The sequence below is a fragment of the Enterobacter cloacae complex sp. 2022EL-00981 genome (genome assembly GCF_028737495.1).
In the GTDB taxonomy this organism is placed as follows: domain Bacteria; phylum Pseudomonadota; class Gammaproteobacteria; order Enterobacterales; family Enterobacteriaceae; genus Enterobacter; species Enterobacter cloacae.
On record NZ_JAQZRK010000001.1, the window covers coordinates 353994 to 374474 of the forward strand.

The window sequence follows — 20481 nt, forward strand, 5'->3', positions numbered from 1 at the left end:
AAGGAGAGCATGAAAATGAAAATCGCAACGCAAAACCAGGCCTTTTTCCCGACAAATATCCTGGAAAAATTCCAATACATCAAAGCCATGGGCTTTGATGGGTATGAGATAGACGGCAAGCTGCTGGTGGAGAACCTTGAAGAGGTTAAAGCGGCCATTAAGGCTACAGGGCTGCCGGTTACCACGGCCTGCGGCGGGTACGATGGCTGGATTGGTGACTTCATCGAAGAGCGTCGCCTGAACGGATTAACGCAGATCGAACGCATCCTTGAAGCGTTAGCAGAGGTGGGTGGAAAAGGAATCGTGGTTCCTGCCGCCTGGGGGATGTTTACCTTCCGCCTGCCGCCGATGACGTCGCCGCGTAGCCTTGAAGGAGACCGCAAGGCGGTGAGCGCCTCGCTGCGCCAGCTGGATGAGGTGGCGGCCCGTACCGGCACCACCGTTTACCTGGAGCCGCTGAACCGCTATCAGGATCACATGATCAACACCCTCGCGGATGCACGTCGCTACATCGAAGAGAATGGGTTGAAACATGTGCAGATTATCGGCGATTTCTATCATATGAATATTGAAGAAGACTCGCTGACGGAAGCGCTGCACCAGAACCGTGACCTGCTGGGCCATGTACATATTGCCGATAACCATCGCTATCAGCCGGGAAGCGGCTCTCTTGATTTTGCCGCTCTGTTCGACCAGCTGCGTGCCGATTGTTATCAGGGTTACGTTGTTTACGAGTGCCGCGTTCGCGCTGACGATCCTGCGAAGGCCTATCAGGATTCTCTCACTTATCTGCGTGAATGCTAAGGATGACCAGCGTGATGAGTGCCTTAACACCTTCGCCTCTGCGTGTCGCCATTATTGGTGCCGGGCAGGTCGCGGACAAAGTGCATGCCTCGTATTACTCCACGCGCAGTGATGTTCAGATGGTGGCTGTCATGGACAGCCATCCTGAACAGGCTCAGGCGTTTGCTGAACGCCATGCCATTCCGTCGGCATGGCAGGACGTGAATGAAATGCTGCAGGCGGTCAAACCGGACGTGGTGAGCGTCTGTTCGCCCAACCGTTTTCATTTTGAACATGCGATGGCAGCCCTGGAAGCCGGGTGCCATGTAATGTGCGAAAAACCCCCGGCCATGACGCCACATGAAGCCGACCGGATGCGTGTGGCGGCCCGAACGGCGGGAAAAGTGCTGGCCTATGATTTTCACCACCGCTTTGCACGTGATACGCAACTGCTGCGTGAGGCGGTAATGAACGGGACATTGGGCGAAATCTACTTCACTACGGCGCAGGCATTGCGCCGCTGCGGCGTTCCCGGCTGGGGCGTTTTCACCAATAAAGCACTGCAGGGGGGCGGGCCGCTGATTGATATTGGGATCCATATGCTCGACGCCGCGATGTATGTACTGGGTTTCCCGGCGGTAAAACGCGTGACGGCGCACAGCTTTCAAAAACTGGGAAACCGCAAAAACAGTGGCCAGTTTGGTGAATGGGATCCTGCTCAGTTTACCGTTGAAGATGCCCTGTTCGGGACGATTGAATTTTGCAATGGCGGCATTCTGCGTCTGGATACCTCCTTTGCCCTCAATATCCGCGAGCAGTCCATCATGAATGTCGCCTTTTGCGGTGAAAAAGCGGGGGCAACGCTGTTCCCGGCCCACATTTACACCGATGAAGGCGGAGTTTTGCAGACCCTAACCTTGCGCGAAGAGGCAGACGATCAGCGGCATTTACGCAGCATGGATGCGTTTGTCCGTCACGTTATGGGAGAACCGGTAATGATTGCCGATGCCGAACAAGGGCTGGTGATCCAGCAACTGGTCGCCGCACTGTACGAGGCGGCAGAAAAAGGGGAAAGCGTAACGTTATGCTGAACCTGTCTGTATTAAACGATCCGGGTTTTTGCCCTCACAGCCTCAATAAATACGCGTCAATCATGGCCTGCGGCAACGGCTATATGGGCATACGTGCGGCGCATGAGGAAAACTACACGCAGCAGACCCGGGGAATGTATCTTGCCGGGCTTTATCATCGTGCTGGTCGTAATGAGACCAACGAGCTGATCAACGTGCCTGACATCACCGGCATGGATATCGAACTGGACGGCATCAATTTCACCTTGCTGTCAGGGGAGATTATTGACTGGCAGCGGGAGCTGGATTTTGCCAATGGCGAACTGCGTCGTCGCGTGGTGTGGCGCTCGCCAGACGGAAAGCGCTACCGTGTGGAAAGCCGCCGTTTTGTCTCACTGGATCAACTGCCGTTGGTGGCAATGCAGCTCTCCGTCACTCCGCTGGATGCCGCATCAGACGTTATGCTGAGCACGGGGATTGATGCGACGCAAACCAACAGCGGCCGTCAGCATCTGGATGAAATATCGGTCAGAGTCTTTGACCAATACTACATGCAGGGCGTGTATGAAACGCAGGATCGTGCTGCGGATGTGGTGATATCGGCATGCTGTCGTCTCTCAACCACCAGCGACAGCTGCTTTACCGCGAAAAACCGGCGTATCACGGTTCTTCACGCCGTGAAGGTCGCTCAGGGTGACACTGTCACGCTTGAGAAGCTGGTCTGGGTGACGCATCGCAGCGATAAAGCGCTTTCACAGGACACGTTTGCCCGCAATGCTCTGGCTGAGCTCAAAACCTGCGCGACAAGAGGGTATGCCGCGTTACTCGAAAGCGCGGCGTGCGCCTGGAAAAAGGTCTGGCATGACTGCCGGGTGGACGTCACGTCGACCGAACATCAGGATCAGCTGGCGCTGGATTACGCGGTCTGGCACCTCACGGCCATGACGCCTGCCCATGATGAACGGAGCAGTATTGCGGCCAAGGGCCTGACCGGGGAGGGCTATAAAGGCCACGTGTTCTGGGACACCGAAATTTTCCTGCTGCCTTTCCATCTCTTTACCCGACCAGATGTTGCCCGTCGTCTGCTGCGCTACCGGTGGCTTAACCTGCCGGGGGCCCGGGAAAAAGCACGCCGTAACGGCTGTCCTGGCGCCTTGTTCCCCTGGGAGAGTGCCGCGAGCGGTCAGGAAGAGACGCCGGAATTCGCAGCGATCAACATCCGCACCGGCGTTCGTCAGAAAGTGGCCTCCGCGCTGGCTGAACATCATATCGTGGCGGATATCGCGTGGGCCGTTGTCGCCTACTGGCAGGCAACGCACGATGACGCCTTTATGCGCAATGAAGGCCTGACGCTGCTCATGGAAACCGCGTTGTTCTGGATGGGACGCGCGAAGGAAGTTGGCGACCGTCTGGAGATCCATGACGTGATTGGGCCGGATGAATACACGGAGCACGTGAATAACAACGCCTACACCAACTATCTGGCGTGGCACAACGTCGCCAGTGCCTGCCGGTTTATGTCGATGTTTGAGCGTGAAGATGCGCGTTTTACGGAAAATGCGCAACGGTTCCTGTCGCGCTTATGGCTGCCCGAGGCTAACGCCGACGGGGTCATACCGCAGGATGACACCTTCATGTCCAAACCGGCGATCGATCTGAGCCGCTATAAAGCCAAAGCGGGCAAGCAGACCATTCTGCTGGATTACTCGCGCGCTGAAGTTAACGAGATGCAGATCCTCAAACAGGCCGATGTGGTAATGCTTAATTACCTGTTGCCGGAACGCTTTACGCCGCAGCAGTGCGCGGCCAACCTGGCATTCTATGAGCCGCGCACAATTCATGACTCGTCTCTGAGCAAAGCCATCCACGGGATTGTGAACGCGCGCTGTGGTGATACAGAAGGGGCTTACGCCTTCTGGCGTGATGGCATTGCTATCGATTTGGGCGACGATCCGCACAGCAGTGATGACGGTATTCATGCTGCCGCAACGGGTGCGATCTGGTCAGGCGTTATTCAGGGATTTGCCGGGCTGCAGATCGTGGACGGGGAGCTACATCTGGCACCCAGGATGCCTGCGCACTGGCAAAGGCTGGCGTTTCCGCTGCGTTGGCAGAATGCGCAGCTGCACTTCATCGTGACGAAAGAGACACTCACGGTGACCAGCTCCGCTCCTGTCACGCTAACGCTCTGGGGTAAAACCCTCCAGCTTTCGGGACGGCAGGTCTTGTCCTGCAAGGATTTTCTTACGTCTGTTACTGGGACCGCTACCACGGAGGGAAGAGATGAACCTTAATGCCGTTGTATTCGATCTGGATGGGGTGATCACCGACACCGCTCATCTGCACTTCCTGGCCTGGCGCGCTGTCGCGAAGGAGGTCGGGATCACCATTGATGAAGCCTTCAATGAAACGCTGAAAGGGATTAGTCGCATGGACTCCCTGCAGCGGATCCTGCGTCACGGTGGCAAAGAAGACGCGTTCGACGAACAGCAGCGCCTGGCGCTTGCGCGTAAAAAAAATACGCTCTATGTCCAGTCGCTGGCTTCGCTTACGCAAGCGTCACTGCTCCCGGGCATTCGTGAGGTGCTGGCCGACATACGTACGGCAAACGTCAAAATTGGGCTGGCATCTGTCTCACTCAACGCTCCCGGCATTTTGCAGGCGCTGGGGATCCACAGGGCGTTTGATTTCTGTGCCGATGCGTCCCGCATTGCCCGCTCCAAACCGGACCCGGAAATCTTCCTTGCTGCCTGCGCGGGTCTTAACGTCCGCCCGGAGGAGGCTATCGGCATTGAGGATGCCGCCTCCGGCGTTGAGGCGATCAACGCCGCAGGGATGTTGTCGGTGGGAATAGGGGCAGGCCTCAACCATGCGGGACTTCAACTTCATTCAACGCGGGAGCTGACCTGGAAATGCCTGACAGATTTCTGGGCTTCCCGGACGGTACTGATAAGGAATTAAGAATGGCGCAACTATCGCTAAAACATATCCAAAAAATCTATGACAACCAGGTCCATGTGGTCAAAGATTTCAACCTCGACATTGAGGATAAAGAATTTATCGTTTTCGTCGGGCCATCGGGCTGCGGTAAATCGACGACGCTGCGCATGATTGCCGGGCTGGAGGAGATCAGCGCCGGTGAGCTGGTGATTGACGGCGTGCGTATGAATGATGTCCCGGCCAAGTCCCGGGATATTGCGATGGTCTTTCAGAACTATGCGCTGTATCCCCATATGACGGTGTACGACAACATGGCGTTTGGGCTGAAGATGCAGAAGATCGCGCCTGCCGTCATTGAAGAGCGCGTTAACTGGGCCGCTCAGATTCTTGGGCTGCGCGATTACCTCAAGCGTAAGCCCGGTGCGTTGTCGGGTGGCCAACGCCAGCGCGTAGCATTAGGCAGGGCGATTGTGCGTGAAGCGGGCGTCTTCCTGATGGATGAACCGCTCTCAAACCTTGACGCCAAACTGCGTGTTCAAATGCGTACCGAAATCAGCAAGCTGCATCAAAAGCTGAATACCACCATGATTTATGTGACGCACGATCAGACCGAAGCCATGACGATGGCAACCCGCATTGTGATCCTGAAAGATGGATACATTCAGCAGGTGGGCGCGCCGAAGCAGGTCTATAACGAACCGGCAAATATGTTTGTGGCAGGATTCATTGGTTCGCCAGCAATGAACTTTATTCGGGGGGCGATCAATGAACGCTACTTCGTGACGGAAACGCTTCGTCTGGAGATCCCCGAAGATATGCTCTCGGTACTTAACGCTCAGGGGTATCAACGTAAAGCCGTGGTCTTTGGCATCAGACCGGAGGATATTTTCACCTCGCAAGCCAGCGGTGCGGCGATTGCCGCCAAAATCAGCGTTGCCGAACTGACCGGCGCTGAATTTATGCTGTATGCCACCGTCGGGGGCCACGAACTGGTCGTCCGGGCAGGGGCTGCCACTGATTATGCTGCAGGGGATAATATCGGCATTCAGTTCGATATGAATAAGTGTCATTTTTTTGACGCGGAAACAGAAGCGGCAATCAGATAATAAAAATGTTCGCCGGAAATATTCATTTCCGGTTTTTTTGTTTGTCCATTATAAAGGAATATTTTAATGAGTACTCTACTAAGAAGTGCTGCGCTTATTCTATGCGCAGGGGTTAGCTACGCACACGCCTCAGAACCGGCACCACACTGGAATTTTAATATAGGTGCCATGTATGAAATTGAAAACGTCGAAGGTCAGGGGGATGATAAAGACGGGTTATATGAACCCTCCGTGTGGTTTAACGCCACATGGGATGCGTGGACGATTTCCCTTGCCATGTATCAGGAAGGCCCCGTTGATTACAGCAGTATGACCCGTGGGACCTATTTTGATCGTCCCGAATTCGAGCTGCGCTATCGTTTTATTGGAACCGATGATTTTACCCTCGGCCTGACCGGCGGCTTCCGTAATTACGGTTATCATTTCAAAGATGAACACGGCGCGAAAGACGGTAGCGCGAATATGCAGCGCTACAAAATACAACCAGACTGGGATATTAAGTTAAGCGATGACTGGCGTTTCGGCGGCTGGTTTGCCATGTATCAGTTTGCCAACGACCTGGAAAAAACGGGTTATGCCGACAGTCGCGTTGAAACAGAAACGGGCTTTACCTGGACCATTAATCAAACCTTCGCTGCAAAAGTGAATTACTATTTAGAGCGCGGTTTTAATATGGACAGTTCACGTAATAACGGTGAGTTTTCAACGCAGGAGATCCGCGCCTATTTACCCATTTCATTAGGCAATACCACGCTGACGCCGTATACCCGCCTGGGGCTCGACCGCTGGTCAAACTGGGACTGGCAAGACGATCCTGAGCGTGAAGGGCATGATTTCAACCGTCTGGGCCTGCTTTATGCCTACGATTTCAATAACGGTCTTTCAATGACGCTGGAGTATGCCTATGAATGGGAAAATCACGATGAAGGCGAAAGCGATCGATTCCACTATGCGGGCGTGGGCGTGAATTACGCCTTCTGATCGGCTGTTCACCAGGGGCTATCAGCCCCTGGTTTTAGCGAAGAGAATCAGCGAACGAAAAGTGGGTTTCAATCAGCACCTTATGCGGGGCGGGTTTACCGGAGATACGCCTGAAAAGCAGGTCGCAGCTCTCTTCGCCCAGCTTGCGCGTAGGAATATCAAATCCAGCTGGCGCAGGCGTCAGAATCAGGGAGAGCATCGGGTCGCTGTAACCCGCCACGGCAACCTGCTCAGGTAGCATCAAATTTAACTCATCCGCAGCGCGATAAAGACTCAGCAATTTCATGCTGTCGGTGGCGAATACCGCATCCGGTGGGGTGGAAGAAGACAACAACGTAATGGCCGCTGAAAGTGCGCTCTCATGGGTATAACCGCCATCAATGATCCAGTCCGGGTTTACAGCAATATTCGCCTTTTCCAGGCTGGCTTTATAACCCGCGAGACGATCAATAGACACGTGATAATCGAGTGGCGCATGCAGACAGGCAATTTTTTTCCGCCCGTTTTTAATAAACGTGTCGGTCAGCATCTCGCTGTCACGAAAATTGTCGGTATCGACGGAGTAAATATTCTGAAAGTCGCCTTCGACTTTACCGATTACGACCACCGGCACACCGTAGATATCGAGCCGAGAGAAAAAGGATTCATTGGCGGGCGAACTCAGCATAATGACCCCTTTAATCATTTTCTGCTTTATTTTGCTTTCGCATTTTAGCAGGTCATCTTCACTGCTCTTTGACGTTTGCAAAATAACATCAAACCCTTCCTGTTCCGCCTTGGCGGTTATGGCGTGCAATACGTCGGAGAAAAAAGGATTACCGGCGGTGGTTTTTGTTGAGCGGGTGGAAATCACCATAATGGCGTCAAAGCCAGATGAGGTCAGAGCGCGGGCAAGTTTATTTGGTTGATAATTTAGCTCTTCAATCGCCTTCAGCACTTTCTCCCGCGCTTCAGGAGAAATATTGGTTTGTTTATTCAACACTCTGGACACGGTTGATTTAGAAACACCAGCAACGCGCGCAATATCATAGATGGTGGGTGACATACACCTTACTCACTCCGGGACGGCAATGTCGTTCATCTTACTGGAGAAAAAACGGCAATAGCAATAATTATGAATTGATAATCAACGATCTGCCCCTATTTACTGTATTCTGAAGCAAGTCATTCCAGGCTTCCAGCGACGAAGGACGGCGATGAAGCGACTTAAAAACGAACTCAACTCTCTGGTGAACCGCGGCGTCGATCGCCATTTGCGTCTGGCGGTCACCGGGCTTAGCCGCAGTGGCAAAACGGCGTTTATCACGGCGATGGTTAACCAGCTGCTGAACCTGCACGCCGGGGCACGCCTGCCGCTGCTCAGTGCGGTGCGGGAAGAGCGTCTGCTGGGCGTTAAGCGCGTTCCCCAGCGCGATTTCGGTATCCCTCGCTTTACTTATGATGAAGGGCTGGCACAGCTTTACGGTGACCCACCCGCGTGGCCGACACCCACGAGAGGGGTGAGTGAAATCCGTCTCGCGCTGCGTTTTCGTTCCAATGAATCATTGATGCGCCACTTCAAGGATACCTCCACGCTCTATCTGGAGATTGTGGATTACCCGGGCGAATGGCTGCTCGATTTACCCATGCTGGCGCAGGATTATCTCAGCTGGTCGCGACAAATGACCGGTTTGTTACAGGGTCACCGCGCGGAGTGGTCGGCAAAATGGCGGCAGTTATGCGCAGGATTAGATCCGCTGGCACCCGCAGATGAGAACCGCCTGGCGGCGATTGCCGAAGCCTGGACGGATTATCTGCATCAGTGCAAACAGGAAGGGCTGCACTTCATCCAGCCAGGACGGTTTGTTTTGCCGGGCGACCTGGCGGGTGCGCCTGCGCTGCAGTTCTTCCCGTGGCCCGACGTGGATGGCGTCGGAGAGGCAAAACTGGCGCAGGCTGACAAGCACACCAACGCCGGGATGCTGCGCGAGCGCTACAACTACTACTGTGAAAAAGTGGTGAAAGGTTTTTATAAAAACCACTTTTTACGTTTCGATCGTCAGATTGTGCTGGTGGACTGCCTGCAACCGCTCAACAGCGGGCCGCAGGCTTTCAACGATATGCGCCTGGCGCTGACGCAACTGATGCAAAGTTTTCACTACGGACAGCGTACGCTGTTTCGCCGCCTCTTTTCGCCGGTGATCGACAAACTGCTGTTTGCGGCCACCAAGGCCGATCACGTAACGGTTGATCAGCATGCCAACATGGTGTCGCTGTTGCAGCAACTGGTGCAGGACGCCTGGCAAAATGCGGCGTTCGAAGGGATCAGCATGGATTGTCTTGGGCTGGCTTCCGTACAGGCGACGCAAAGTGGGCTGATTGATCTTAACGGCGAGAAAATCCCGGCCCTGCGCGGGAATCGCCTCAGCGACGGCGAACCGCTGACCGTGTATCCGGGCGAAGTGCCTGCACGCCTTCCGGGGCAGGCATTCTGGCAGAGTCAGGGCTTCCAGTTTGAAGCCTTCCGCCCACAGGTCATGACCGTCGATCAGCCATTACCGCACATTCGTCTGGATGCGGCGCTGGAGTTTTTGATTGGAGATAAATTGCGATGACGGAACCGTTAAAACCCCGCATTGACTTTACCGGGACGCTTGAGCAGGCGCAGCAGGAGGCCTTTAAAACGGCGCAGACGTTCAGCGGCGAGCAGGCAGAACATTTTGCGCCGGCCCTGACTGACGAGCCGTCCGTTGAGGAGGGCCAGGCGGAAGCGGTCGTTGAGGCTGCTTTACGTCCGAAACGTAGCCTGTGGCGTAAGATGGTCACGGCCGGGCTGGCGCTCTTCGGCGTAAGCGTGGTGGGACAAGGCGTGCAATGGGGTATCAACGCCTGGCAAACCCAGGACTGGGTGGCGCTGGGCGGTTGTGCTGCGGGGGCGTTGATCGTGGGGGCAGGCGTAGGGTCGGTTGTCACCGAGTGGCGTCGACTGTGGCGTCTGAGGCAGCGTGCGCATGAACGGGATGAAGCACGCGATCTGCTGCACAGCCACGGTACCGGAAAAGGCCGGGCATTCTGCGAAAAGCTGGCGGCGCAGGCGGGGATCGATCAGTCGCACCCGGCACTGCAGCGCTGGTATGCCGCCATTCACGAAACGCAAAATGACCGGGAGGTGGTGACGCTCTATTCGCATATGGTGCAGCCAGTGCTGGATGCTCAGGCGCGGCGCGAGATTAGCCGCTCTGCGGCGGAATCAACGCTGATGATCGCGGTCAGCCCGCTGGCGCTGGTGGATATGGCGTTCATCGCCTGGCGTAACCTGCGCCTGATAAACCGTATCGCCAGTCTTTACGGTATTGAGCTTGGCTACTACAGCCGGCTGCGGCTCTTTAAATTGGTGTTGCTGAACATCGCCTTTGCAGGTGCCAGTGAGCTGGTGCGCGAAGTCGGCATGGACTGGATGTCGCAGGATCTGGCGGCCCGTCTCTCAGCGCGTGCCGCGCAGGGAATTGGGGCAGGGTTGTTAACCGCACGTCTGGGCATTAAAGCGATGGAAGTCTGCCGACCACTGCCGTGGATCGACGGAGATAAACCGCGCCTGGGCGATTTTCGTCGTGAATTGATTGGGCAGCTCAAAGAGACGCTCAATAAAAAACCGGTTCAGTAACCGGTTTGTTTACTTATCGTGCTGGCTGTCAATCTTTCTTGACAGCCATCTTCCGCATCACCGTGTTCTGACATATCATTTTAAGGTTATTGGCTTAAAACGGTGAATTTCCCATGCGTCTTGAAGTCTTCTGTGAAGACCGTCTCGGTCTGACCCGCGAGTTACTCGATCTCCTTGTTTTACGTAGCATTGATTTACGTGGCATTGAGATTGATCCTGTCGGGCGAATTTACCTCAATTTTGCCGAAATTGAATTTAATACTTTTAGCAGCCTGATGGCTGAAATCCGCCGTATCGCTGGCGTTACGGATGTACGCACCATTCCCTGGATGCCATCTGAGCGTGAGCACCTCGCACTGAGCGCCTTGCTTGAAGCCATGCCAGAGCCTTTCCTGTCACTGGATTTGAAAAGCAAAGTTGAGCGGGTAAACCATGCGAGCTGCCAGCTGTTCGCCCAGAGCCAGGACAAGCTCACTCATCACCATGCCGCGCAGCTGATCCCGGGGTTTAATTTCCAGCGCTGGCTGGACAGCAACCCGCAAAATACGCATAGCGAGCATGTGGTGATCAACGGGCAGAATTTCCTGATGGAGATTACACCGGTGTACCTGAAAGGAGAGAACGACACTCGCGTTTTGACCGGGGCCGTTATCATGCTGCGCTCTACCGTGCGGATGGGCCGTCAGCTGCAAAATCTCTCCAGCCAGGATGTGGGAGCGTTCAGCCAGATCATTGCCGTCAGCCCGAAAATGCGTCATGTGGTCGATCAGGCCCGCAAGCTTGCCAGCTTGACCGCGCCGCTGCTGATTACCGGCGATACCGGGACCGGAAAGGATCTGCTGGCCCACGCCGTGCATCTTGCCAGCCCACGCGCGGCAAAACCGTATCTGGCGCTGAACTGTGCCTCTATTCCTGAGGATGCCGTCGAAAGCGAGCTGTTTGGCCACGCCCCGGAAGGCAAAAAAGGCTTCTTCGAGCAGGCGAACGGCGGCTCCGTGCTGCTGGACGAAATTGGCGAAATGTCGCCGCGCATGCAGGCCAAACTGCTGCGCTTCCTGAACGATGGGACCTTCCGTCGCGTAGGGGAGGATCACGAAGTTCACGTGGATGTGCGCGTGATTTGTGCCACCCAGAAAAACCTCGTTGAGCTGGTACAGAAAGGGATGTTCCGGGAAGATCTCTACTATCGACTGAACGTGTTGACGCTAAACATTCCGCCGCTGCGCGATTGTCCGCAAGATATCATTCCGCTGACGGAGCTGTTTGTGGCACGCTTCGCCGACGAGCAGGGGGTGCCGCGTCCGAAACTGTCAGCCGATCTGGGTACGGTGCTGACGCGCTACGGCTGGCCGGGAAATATTCGTCAGCTGAAAAACGCCGTTTATCGTGCGCTGACGCAGCTGGAAGGGTACGAGTTGCGTCCACAGGATATCCTGTTACCGGATTACGATGCTGGTACGGTATCGGTGGGCGAAGAGGCGATGGAAGGCTCGCTGGATGATATTACCAGCCGTTTCGAGCGTTCCGTGCTGACACAGCTTTATCGCAGCTACCCAAGCACGCGTAAGCTGGCAAAACGCCTGGGGGTATCCCATACCGCGATTGCGAATAAGCTTCGTGAATATGGACTCAACCACAAGAAGGGTGACGAATAACGATAAAAGCCTCTGTAAAGAGGCTTTTTTTCGCACTTACTCTTTCGCCAGAGGCGTGGTATCTACCTCGACTTTCGTTTCGCCCTGAATCCCCGCAATTTTCTGTTCAACCTCTTTCACCTGTTCCTTGCTGTGAAGCAGGGTATAGGTCAGGTCGAACTGCGTGCTGGCGCCAGGTTGTAGCTGCTTAACGCGTTTCTGCTCGCGTTCAATGGTGACGGGATAGGCGTAGCTGGTTCCCGGCTCAATACCCGTGACATAGCCCTGTTTGAGCGTATCGGTATTTTTCCATAAGGTCAGGACAGGCAACTGCCGCGTGTCGAACTGAATTGACGCACCTTTGTCTCCCGCTTTATTGACCACTGCCGCCAGGGTTTCATGATTATTATCCGCGAGCGGTTTGATATTGAAGACCATTTCATCAAAGCCCTGAGTGGGGCCGGCGTAGGTTTGCCAGTTATCCAGACCCGCTTTGGCATAGTCATTGAAAGGACCAATGCTGGCGGCCGGCGCAAGGAAGCGGGCACCTTCTTCGAGGATTGGCGTACCAAAGTTGCTGTGATAGATAATCTGATAATCATGAGGATAATCAGCATGGTTAGTCAGAACATCATGCAGGCTGAACTGGTTGCTGCCTGGTACGTAACGCAGTTCGGTCATCGTCTGCAGATCTGCTTTTTTAAACGTGCTCTCTTTGATTAATCCGCGAATACGAATTTCATGCGGTGCGGCATCAGCAACATCGACTTCCACCTGCGACGCAGGCGTATTTCCCGCCTTGCCGTGTAGGGTATAAATCTGACCGTCAGCCGTGACCGGGTGGCCTGTCCATTCATAGCCGCAACGAACCATCATTTCGTTGAAACCTTCCAGCCAGCCAAGTCCGTTTCGACTTTCCAGATTGATATAGGCCGGATTCACCACCTCTTTGACAGGAGAATCCCACCCCATTCGGGTACCAAAGCCTTCGACATGCAGCAGATTCATCCCACGCGTCGGGCTGAGGGTAATTGTCAGACCATTTTTGCTGCTGATAATAATTACCTTGCTGCCTTCCTGCTTGCCACCATGCAGGACTTTTTGCTCGATGCTGAAAGGCTGTCCCTGAAACTTCAGCTCATCGCTGGAAATTTTCCAGTTTCCTTTCTCCACGCCGCTTTCAGCGCTTGTCAGCACCCAGGTTTTAGCGGCGGCATGTCCAGATATCAGTACCGCAAGAACCGTAAAAGCCAGTTTAATCTTCATATTTAATCCCTTTTGCTGAAACGATTTTTTATCACGTAAGCAAATCTAATGTTTAGGCGAGAAGGGAAATGTGACGGGCTTCACTGGCGGAGAAATTGCGGTTTTTAAACCTTTATTATGTGTTAGCGATCTCGTTATGGTGAGAATGGAACGTTTTTATTTCATGGTATATGTGATTTTAGAACGTTTTTGCTTTAACGATTCAGCTATTGAGGCAATAAAAAACCCCGCATCGGCGAGGTTTGGAACGCAAGGTCTATTCTTAAATAAACCTTTTATTTCATTACATTGCTAAGCTTTATAAAATGCCTGTAAATAATCAGGCTTTCAGTGATTCCAGCGCAGCGGTGTAGTCAGGTTCGGTGGTGATTTCGTTGACCAGTTCGCTGAACACGACGTTATCGTTTTCATCGATTACCAGCACGGCACGCGCCGCCAGGCCTTTCAGTGGGCCTTCAGCAATGCCAACGCCGTATTTTTCCAGGAAATCCGGGCTGCGCAGAGTTGAAAGGGTAATGACGTTGCTCAGACCTTCAGCACCGCAGAAACGGGACTGCGCGAATGGCAGGTCTGCTGAAACGCACAGCACCACGGTGTTGTCCATTTCAGTGGCCAGCTGGTTGAATTTGCGCACGGATGCGGCACAGACGCCGGTATCAATGCTTGGGAAAATGTTCAGTACTTTGCGTTTGCCAGCAAACTGGCTCAGTGTGACGTCAGACAGATCTTTAGCCACCAGAGTAAAAGCCTGCGCTTTGCTGCCAGCCTGAGGAATGGAACCTGCTACAGCAACCGGGTTGCCCTGGAAATGAACGAGTTGTGACATAGATATCTTCCTGTTTACATATAGTTAACGTCGAGGCTAGTGTATGCCATCAGCGGATAACACGGCAAACCAATTTTTTCGCCTTACCGGGCTGCAAGGAGTCAGTGATGAGAAGCGTTAAGGTCTATGAAGAAGCCTGGCCATTGCATACCCCGTTTGTGATCTCTCGTGGCAGCCGAAGTGAAGCCTGCGTGGTAGTGGTCGAAATAGAAGAAGAAGGGGTTAAAGGGGTTGGTGAATGCACGCCTTATCCTCGCTACGGAGAAAGCCTTGCCTCGGTGATGGCGCAAATTATGACCCTGGTACCTGACCTGCAAACCGGGTTGACGCGTGAGGCGTTACAGCAGCGTTTACCTGCCGGGGCGGCTCGTAATGCAATTGACTGTGCGCTGTGGAGTCTTGAGGCGGCGAGGCAGCAGATATCCTTATCGTCGCTGGTCGGCGTGACGCTTCCGGAGAAAGTGGTGACCGCGCAAACCGTGGTGATTGGCGAGCCGGAGCAGATGGCTGCCAGCGCAAAAGCGCTCTTTGAGGCTGGTGCCACGCTGCTTAAGGTGAAACTCGATGATCGCTTGATCAGTGAACGCATGGTCGCCATTCGGGCGGCGGTGCCGGACGCCACGCTGATTGTCGACGCCAACGAGTCATGGCACCCGGAAGGGCTGGCCGCGCGCTGCCAGCTGCTGGCCGATCTGAGTGTGGCTATGCTGGAGCAACCGCTTCCGGTACAGGATGATGCGGCATTGAAGAACTTTATCCACCCGCTGCCGATCTGCGCCGATGAAAGCTGCCATACCCGCGAGAGTCTCGACGGTTTAGCGGGCTGCTATGAGATGGTGAATATCAAACTCGATAAAACCGGTGGGCTGACCGAGGCGCTGGCGCTGGCGTCGCAGGCACAGGCGAAGGGGTTTGCGTTGATGCTGGGATGCATGCTCTGTACTTCCCGGGCGATTAATGCGGCGCTACCGCTGGTGAATCAGGTCCGGTTTGCCGATCTCGATGGCCCGACCTGGCTGGCGGTTGACGTTTCGCCTGCGCTCACCTTCACCAGCGGAGTGCTTCATCTCTGAGGCTGCCAGCGCAGAAGATCTACCATCGCTTTCAGGTATTTTTCGCTGGCTTCGTCGGAAGATATCGGGGGGAATTCAGCGGTGATGCAGTGCAAGTCCAGATCGGCGCACCAGCTACCAAATGACCCCGGGGTTTCATAACCGACGCTGCTGACCAGAGGCAGGGCGAAGGCATCGGCAAGCCACTGCCCCAGTGCGGAGTGACGGGGATCTTCAATACAGGCCAGCGGATCGTGAAATGAGACAACCCATGCGGGGTGGATTTTGTGGATTAACTGGCAGAGCGCCTGTGTTTCTGGCTCTGAGCCGGGTTTTTCTCCCGTCAGTAACACCACGTCACGCTCTGCAGCCGAGCTGTTCCAGCGGTAGACCGTTTCACCGGCGCGCCAGTTGGCCGCCGGGAAGTTGCGGTTTAAGTCTATCCCTCTCGCATTCGCCCTCAGCCCAAGCTGACAGCCATCCGGGTTGACGCTCAGGATCACATGATGCCGGCGTAGTGTCGGTGCAAGGGTGCGTAACGCGCAGGAGAGGGTGACGATCGAGGAGTTCTCATCGCCGTGCGTTCCCGCAATAATCAGGCCGCTATGACGATCGGCATCCGGTGCGGGAAACCAGATTAGCGGTGCACCTAAGAAAGACTGGCCATAATGTTCGGTGCCTGGCGGGAAAGCGCCACGTTCCGTTCTTGGTCGGGTAACTGCCATAGGAAATCCTGATAAAGAAGTGCTTACTGGCAGTGTTGTGCAAAACCCACGTTTAATCAAATAGTTTCATCGAAGAACGAAGATTGCCAGATATCACCTTTCCGGCTTAAGGTATTTGCATTTCGCCGTTTCGAAACAAATAATTACGCATTCGCGTATTACCGATTTCTAAAGGGGATCTCATGAAGCATCCTGTTTCGCTGCTTTTTTCTGCACTGTGCCTTTGCGGGCTATCGTCATTTTCTTACGCTGCTGATGTGCCAAAGGGGACGGTGCTGGCGCAAAAACAGGAGCTGGTCAGACACATCAAAGACGAACCCGCGTCGCTTGATCCGGCCAAGGCCGTGGGGCTACCCGAGATTCAGGTGATTCGCGATCTGTTTGAAGGCCTGGTTAATCAGAATGAGAAAGGGGAGTTGACGCCGGGCGTGGCGACGCGCTGGCAGAGTAACGATAACCGCATCTGGACATTTACCCTGCGTGATGATGCAAAATGGTCTGACGGCACGCCGGTCACGGCGCAGGATTTTGTCTACAGCTGGCAGCGTCTGGTTGATCCGAAAAACACCTCGCCGTTTGCCTGGTTTGCTGCTCTGGCAGGCATTAACAACGCTCAGTCGATTATTGATGGCAAAGCCGCGCCCGATACGCTGGGGGTAACGGCGGTGGATGCCAGAACGTTACGCGTTCAGCTCGATAAACCGCTGCCGTGGTTCAGCAACCTGACGGCAAACTTCGCGTTCTATCCGGTTCAGAAAGCGAACGTCGAAAGCGGTAAAGAGTGGACGCGTCCGGGCTCCCTTGTGGGCAATGGTGCCTATGTGCTGAAAGATCGTGTGGTGAATGAGAAGCTGGTCGTTGTGCCGAATACCCACTACTGGGATAACGCGAAAACTGTTCTCCAAAAAGTGACGTTTATTCCGATCAACCAGGAGTCTTCCGCCACCAAACGCTACCTGGCAGGTGATATTGATATCACCGAGTCGTTCCCGAAAAACCTGTACCAGAAATTGCTCAAGGATATTCCTGGACAGGTATACACGCCGCCGCAGCTGGGAACGTATTACTATGCATTTAACACGCAAAAGGGTCCGACTGCCGATTCCCGCGTGCGTCTGGCGCTGAGTATGACCATCGATCGCCGGATTATGGCGGAGAAAGTGTTAGGTACGGGAGAAAAACCAGCCTGGCATTTCACGCCTGATGTGACGGCAGGTTTCACGCCAGAGACATCGCCATTTGAGCAGATGTCGCAGCAGGAGCTAAACGCGCAGGCCAAAACCTTGCTGCAGGCGGCGGGGTATGGCCCTCAGCGTCCACTGAAGCTGACCCTGCTGTATAACACTTCAGAGAACCATCAGAAAATCGCGATTGCGGTGGCTTCGATGTGGAAGAAGAATCTGGGGGTAGACGTCAAACTGCAAAACCAGGAGTGGAAAACCTATATCGATAGCCGAAACACAGGGAATTTTGATGTGATCCGCGCGTCCTGGGTCGGGGACTACAACGAGCCATCGACCTTCCTGTCGCTGCTGACATCAACCCACAGCGGCAATATCTCCCGCTTTAACGACCCGGCATACGATAAGATCATCAATCAGGCGACGCTTGAAACCACCGCCGAAGCCCGTAATGCGGATTACAACCGGGCGGAGAAGATCCTCACGGAAAAAGCGCCAATTGCGCCGATCTACCAGTACACCAACGGACGTCTGATTAAACCCTGGGTGAAGGGATATCCGATCAATAACCCTGAAGACGTGGCGTATAGCCGTACGATGTATATTGTGAAGCACTGAAAAACGAGAGTCCGCTAATTTATTTCCCCTCCTGATACTGCGCTGGCCCGATATCACGTGCCAGCGCTTTTCTGTTCATTCTAGATCGTGAAGATGGCGCTGCATTGATACTGTGTTTTACAGCGCTGGGTATTGCTCTGTTTTTTTAAATTAAGCGAAATATTCATATTTTGAATATATTGCATTTCGTTAAAAAAACTGTCCATTATTGGACTTTTTAATGGGTGTCGCGTCTTGCGGAAGCGTGTAAACATTGATGCGGGTCATATTTTTAGGTGGCGCTGTAGATATTTTCTCTCGTATTGATTTAAATCAATAACGTTGCTTTGTTTGGATATGGATCTTCATTTTTTCACAGAAATAGCCACTAATGCTGACTATTTTCGGAGTTGTGGTTGATATTTCTTTATGAAAAGGCATGCTGCAAAACCATATTTTATTTCTATAGAGTAAAATTCTTAAGGAATGTCTTAATTTGGCCTTTGATTCCAGGTAGTTGATCTATTGTAGCGTTTTGTTCTAATATCGATTTATTCAGAAACGTCGTTAACTTCAACAAACATTCCTTAAGGAAAGGGACTGCTATGGCTGATACGTTCCAGAACGAGGTGCCTAAGGCACGCATTAATTTAAAACTTGCATTGCATACCGGAGGGGCGCAGAAGAAAGTTGAGTTACCCCTTAAATTACTCACTGTCGGTGATTTCAGTAACGGCAAAGAGAGCCGGCCATTATCTGAAAGAAAGAAAATTAACGTCAACAAAAATAACCTCAACAGTGTACTTTCGGAATTTAACCCGGAGGTCAACATGACGGTTCCGAATACGCTGGCGGGTGAGCGTACGGAAGAGAATGTGACGCTGCGCTTTTCAGATATGAAAGATTTTGAACCCGAACAGGTGGCCCGACAAATTCCTCAGTTACGTGCCATGCTGGCGATGCGTAATTTATTACGTGACCTCAAGTCCAATCTGCTGGATAACGCCACTTTCAGAAAAGAACTCGAGAAAATTCTTAAGGACCCGGCGCTGTCTCAGGAATTACGTAACGAAATGAGTGCCCTGGCCCCGAAATAAAAACGGGCGCGTCTTTTAATGGATTAAACGAGAGAATGCTGATGTCTGTTAATACTGAAAATGGCTCCGCGCAGGGGCAGACCACTGTGCTGGAAAAAGAGAGCGTCTACGCCTCCCTGTTCGACAAAATCAACCTGACCCCGGCCACAAGCCTGGGCGATATCAATGCGTTTCTGGACGATGCCGCACTGTCTGATGCTCCGGCAGGTGAGCGCCTGACAGCGGCAATGCAGGTATTTATGGACTGCATCCGCAAATCCGGCCAGCCAGTGGAAAAACTCGATAAAACCCTGATTGACCACCATATTGCAGAGCTGGATTTCCAGATCAGCCGCCAGCTGGATGCGGTGATGCATCATGCAGAATTCCAGAAAGTGGAATCCCTGTGGCGCGGCCTGAAGCAGCTGGTGGACAACACCGACTACCGCCAGAACGTGAAAACGGAAATTCTGGATGTGTCCAAAGACGACCTGCGCCAGGACTTCGAAGATGCGCCGGAACTTATCCAGAGCGGCCTGTACTGGCACACCTATACCGCTGAATACGACACCCCGGGCGGCGAGCCGATTGGTTCAGTCATTTCCGCCTATGAGTTCGATGCCAGCCCGCAGGACGTGGCGCTGCTGCGCAATATCTCTAAAGTCTCTGCCGCCGCGCATATGCCGTTTATCGGTGCCGTCGGGCCGAAATTCTTCCTCAAGGAATCGATGGAAGAGGTGGCCGCGATTAAGGACATCGGTAACTACTTCGACCGTGCCGAATACATCAAATGGAAATCCTTCCGCGACACCGACGATGCCCGTTATATCGGCCTGGTGATGCCGCGCGTGCTGGGGCGTCTGCCTTACGGTCCGGACACGGTGCCGGTGCGCAGTTTCAACTACGTTGAGCAGGTGAAAGGTCCGGACCACGAAAAATACCTGTGGACAAGCGCATCTTTCTCCTTCGCCTCCAACATGGTGAAGAGCTTCATCAACAACGGCTGGTGCGTGCAAATTCGTGGCCCGCAGGCAGGTGGGGCCGTGAAAGACCTGCCGATCCACCTGTACGATCTGGGTACCGGCAACCAGGTGAAGATCCCGTCAGAGGTGATGATCCCGGAAACCCGCGAGTTTGAATTCGCTAACCTGGGCTTTATACCGCTGTCGTACTACAAGAACCGTGATTACGCCTGCTTCTTCTCGGCGAACTCGGCGCAGAAACCGGCGCTGTACGATACCGCCGACGCCACTGCCAACAGCCGCATCAATGCCCGTCTGCCGTATATCTTCCTGCTGTCGCGCATTGCGCATTACCTGAAGCTGATTCAGCGCGAAAATATCGGTACGACGAAAGATCGCCGTCTGCTGGAGCTGGAACTCAATACATGGGTACGCAGTCTGGTGACCGAAATGACCGATCCGGGCGACGAACTGCAGGCCTCACACCCGCTCCGCGACGCGAAGGTGGTGGTGGAAGATATTGAGGACAACCCGGGCTTCTTCCGCGTGAAGCTGTTCGCGGTGCCGCACTTCCAGGTGGAAGGCATGGACGTGAACCTGTCGCTGGTGAGCCAGATGCCGAAAGCGAAAGCGTAAGGC

The 20481-nt window shown here is 53.9% G+C and carries 17 protein-coding genes; 13 read left to right on the plus strand and 4 right to left on the minus strand.

Annotated elements, in window-relative coordinates; translation table 11 throughout:
• Nucleotides 1-15 precede the first annotated feature (15 nt).
• The 6 genes from PUZ33_RS01715 to PUZ33_RS01740 all read left to right on the plus strand — a co-directional run bounded on the left by PUZ33_RS01715 (nucleotide 16) and on the right by PUZ33_RS01740 (nucleotide 6880).
• Nucleotides 16-804, plus strand: a complete 789-nt coding sequence (locus PUZ33_RS01715; protein WP_029883669.1) for a sugar phosphate isomerase/epimerase family protein — start codon at nucleotides 16-18, stop codon at nucleotides 802-804.
• A gap of 11 nt (nucleotides 805-815) precedes the next feature.
• The gene (locus tag PUZ33_RS01720; RefSeq protein WP_029883670.1) at nucleotides 816-1874 is read left to right on the plus strand and encodes a Gfo/Idh/MocA family protein; all 1059 of its coding nucleotides are present in this window, start codon (nucleotides 816-818) and stop codon (nucleotides 1872-1874) included.
• Entirely contained in the window at nucleotides 1868-4147 is a 2280-nt protein-coding gene (locus PUZ33_RS01725) for a glycoside hydrolase family 65 protein (protein ID WP_058681299.1), read from the plus strand. The genes PUZ33_RS01720 and PUZ33_RS01725 overlap by 7 nt, the downstream gene beginning before the upstream one ends.
• Nucleotides 4137-4814: a beta-phosphoglucomutase gene (gene pgmB / locus PUZ33_RS01730; protein ID WP_058681298.1), complete on the plus strand. Its 678-nt coding sequence runs from the start codon at nucleotides 4137-4139 to the stop codon at nucleotides 4812-4814. The genes PUZ33_RS01725 and pgmB overlap by 11 nt, the downstream gene beginning before the upstream one ends.
• 2 nt (nucleotides 4815-4816) lie before the next feature.
• Nucleotides 4817-5899, plus strand: a complete 1083-nt coding sequence (locus tag PUZ33_RS01735) for an ABC transporter ATP-binding protein (RefSeq protein WP_058681297.1) — start codon at nucleotides 4817-4819, stop codon at nucleotides 5897-5899.
• 66 nt (nucleotides 5900-5965) lie between these two features.
• On the plus strand, nucleotides 5966-6880 hold the full coding sequence (locus tag PUZ33_RS01740; protein WP_058681296.1) for an OmpG family monomeric porin: 915 nt from the start codon (nucleotides 5966-5968) through the stop codon (nucleotides 6878-6880).
• 34 nt (nucleotides 6881-6914) lie between these two features.
• Here the strand turns inward: PUZ33_RS01740 and PUZ33_RS01745 are convergent, their stop codons facing one another.
• On the minus strand, nucleotides 6915-7925 hold the full coding sequence (locus PUZ33_RS01745; RefSeq protein ID WP_058681295.1) for a LacI family DNA-binding transcriptional regulator: 1011 nt from the start codon (nucleotides 7923-7925) through the stop codon (nucleotides 6915-6917).
• Between the two features lie 151 nt (nucleotides 7926-8076).
• Between PUZ33_RS01745 and PUZ33_RS01750 the strand changes: the two genes are divergently transcribed.
• From PUZ33_RS01750 to tyrR, 3 genes are all read left to right on the plus strand, one after another.
• The gene (locus tag PUZ33_RS01750) at nucleotides 8077-9474 is read left to right on the plus strand and encodes a YcjX family protein (protein WP_013096419.1); all 1398 of its coding nucleotides are present in this window, start codon (nucleotides 8077-8079) and stop codon (nucleotides 9472-9474) included.
• The gene (locus tag PUZ33_RS01755; RefSeq protein ID WP_020689208.1) at nucleotides 9471-10523 is read left to right on the plus strand and encodes a YcjF family protein; all 1053 of its coding nucleotides are present in this window, start codon (nucleotides 9471-9473) and stop codon (nucleotides 10521-10523) included. The genes PUZ33_RS01750 and PUZ33_RS01755 overlap by 4 nt, the downstream gene beginning before the upstream one ends.
• 113 nt (nucleotides 10524-10636) lie before the next feature.
• A complete protein-coding gene (gene tyrR / locus PUZ33_RS01760; RefSeq protein ID WP_013096421.1) occupies nucleotides 10637-12178 on the plus strand; it encodes a transcriptional regulator TyrR in 1542 nt (513 codons plus the stop codon).
• A gap of 36 nt (nucleotides 12179-12214) precedes the next feature.
• On the opposite strand, the gene PUZ33_RS01765 is transcribed toward tyrR, so the two are convergent.
• Nucleotides 12215-13423: an aldose 1-epimerase family protein gene (locus tag PUZ33_RS01765; RefSeq protein ID WP_058681294.1), complete on the minus strand. Its 1209-nt coding sequence runs from the start codon at nucleotides 13421-13423 to the stop codon at nucleotides 12215-12217.
• Nucleotides 13424-13742: 319 nt separating this feature from the next.
• On the minus strand, nucleotides 13743-14249 hold the full coding sequence (gene tpx, locus PUZ33_RS01770; protein WP_013096423.1) for a thiol peroxidase: 507 nt from the start codon (nucleotides 14247-14249) through the stop codon (nucleotides 13743-13745).
• A gap of 107 nt (nucleotides 14250-14356) precedes the next feature.
• Between tpx and ycjG the strand changes: the two genes are divergently transcribed.
• Nucleotides 14357-15322, plus strand: a complete 966-nt coding sequence (gene ycjG, locus PUZ33_RS01775; RefSeq protein ID WP_058681293.1) for an L-Ala-D/L-Glu epimerase — start codon at nucleotides 14357-14359, stop codon at nucleotides 15320-15322.
• Here ycjG and mpaA read toward each other — a convergent pair.
• Nucleotides 15313-16026 carry a murein tripeptide amidase MpaA gene (gene mpaA / locus PUZ33_RS01780; RefSeq protein WP_058681292.1) on the minus strand — a complete coding sequence of 238 codons (714 nt, stop codon included), beginning with the start codon at nucleotides 16024-16026 and terminating at the stop codon, nucleotides 15313-15315. The two genes, ycjG and mpaA, sit on opposite strands and share 10 nt — an antisense overlap.
• Nucleotides 16027-16208: 182 nt before the next feature.
• Here mpaA and PUZ33_RS01785 point away from each other — a divergent pair, with 182 nt between their 5' ends.
• From PUZ33_RS01785 to tssC, 3 genes are all read left to right on the plus strand, one after another.
• Entirely contained in the window at nucleotides 16209-17825 is a 1617-nt protein-coding gene (locus PUZ33_RS01785) for a peptide ABC transporter substrate-binding protein (RefSeq protein WP_058681291.1), read from the plus strand.
• A 584-nt stretch (nucleotides 17826-18409) separates the two neighbouring features.
• A complete protein-coding gene (tssB, locus tag PUZ33_RS01790; protein WP_013096428.1) occupies nucleotides 18410-18901 on the plus strand; it encodes a type VI secretion system contractile sheath small subunit in 492 nt (163 codons plus the stop codon).
• A 41-nt stretch (nucleotides 18902-18942) separates the two neighbouring features.
• A complete protein-coding gene (tssC, locus tag PUZ33_RS01795; RefSeq protein WP_045294366.1) occupies nucleotides 18943-20478 on the plus strand; it encodes a type VI secretion system contractile sheath large subunit in 1536 nt (511 codons plus the stop codon).
• Nucleotides 20479-20481 lie beyond the last annotated feature (3 nt).

Excerpts from the sequence above, each read along its gene's own strand:
- PUZ33_RS01715 (WP_029883669.1), top strand. The coding sequence starts at position 16 with ATGAAAATCGCAACGCAAAACCAGGCCTTTTTCCCGACAAATATCCTG.
- PUZ33_RS01725 (WP_058681299.1), top strand. The coding sequence starts at position 1,868 with ATGCTGAACCTGTCTGTATTAAACGATCCGGGTTTTTGCCCTCACAGC.
- pgmB (WP_058681298.1), top strand. The coding sequence starts at position 4,137 with ATGAACCTTAATGCCGTTGTATTCGATCTGGATGGGGTGATCACCGAC.
- PUZ33_RS01735 (WP_058681297.1), top strand. The coding sequence starts at position 4,817 with ATGGCGCAACTATCGCTAAAACATATCCAAAAAATCTATGACAACCAG.
- PUZ33_RS01740 (WP_058681296.1), top strand. The coding sequence starts at position 5,966 with ATGAGTACTCTACTAAGAAGTGCTGCGCTTATTCTATGCGCAGGGGTT.
- PUZ33_RS01745 (WP_058681295.1), bottom strand. The coding sequence starts at position 7,925 with ATGTCACCCACCATCTATGATATTGCGCGCGTTGCTGGTGTTTCTAAA.
- PUZ33_RS01750 (WP_013096419.1), top strand. The coding sequence starts at position 8,077 with ATGAAGCGACTTAAAAACGAACTCAACTCTCTGGTGAACCGCGGCGTC.
- PUZ33_RS01755 (WP_020689208.1), top strand. The coding sequence starts at position 9,471 with ATGACGGAACCGTTAAAACCCCGCATTGACTTTACCGGGACGCTTGAG.
- tyrR (WP_013096421.1), top strand. The coding sequence starts at position 10,637 with ATGCGTCTTGAAGTCTTCTGTGAAGACCGTCTCGGTCTGACCCGCGAG.
- PUZ33_RS01765 (WP_058681294.1), bottom strand. The coding sequence starts at position 13,423 with ATGAAGATTAAACTGGCTTTTACGGTTCTTGCGGTACTGATATCTGGA.
- tpx (WP_013096423.1), bottom strand. The coding sequence starts at position 14,249 with ATGTCACAACTCGTTCATTTCCAGGGCAACCCGGTTGCTGTAGCAGGT.
- ycjG (WP_058681293.1), top strand. The coding sequence starts at position 14,357 with ATGAGAAGCGTTAAGGTCTATGAAGAAGCCTGGCCATTGCATACCCCG.
- mpaA (WP_058681292.1), bottom strand. The coding sequence starts at position 16,026 with ATGGCAGTTACCCGACCAAGAACGGAACGTGGCGCTTTCCCGCCAGGC.
- PUZ33_RS01785 (WP_058681291.1), top strand. The coding sequence starts at position 16,209 with ATGAAGCATCCTGTTTCGCTGCTTTTTTCTGCACTGTGCCTTTGCGGG.
- tssB (WP_013096428.1), top strand. The coding sequence starts at position 18,410 with ATGGCTGATACGTTCCAGAACGAGGTGCCTAAGGCACGCATTAATTTA.
- tssC (WP_045294366.1), top strand. The coding sequence starts at position 18,943 with ATGTCTGTTAATACTGAAAATGGCTCCGCGCAGGGGCAGACCACTGTG.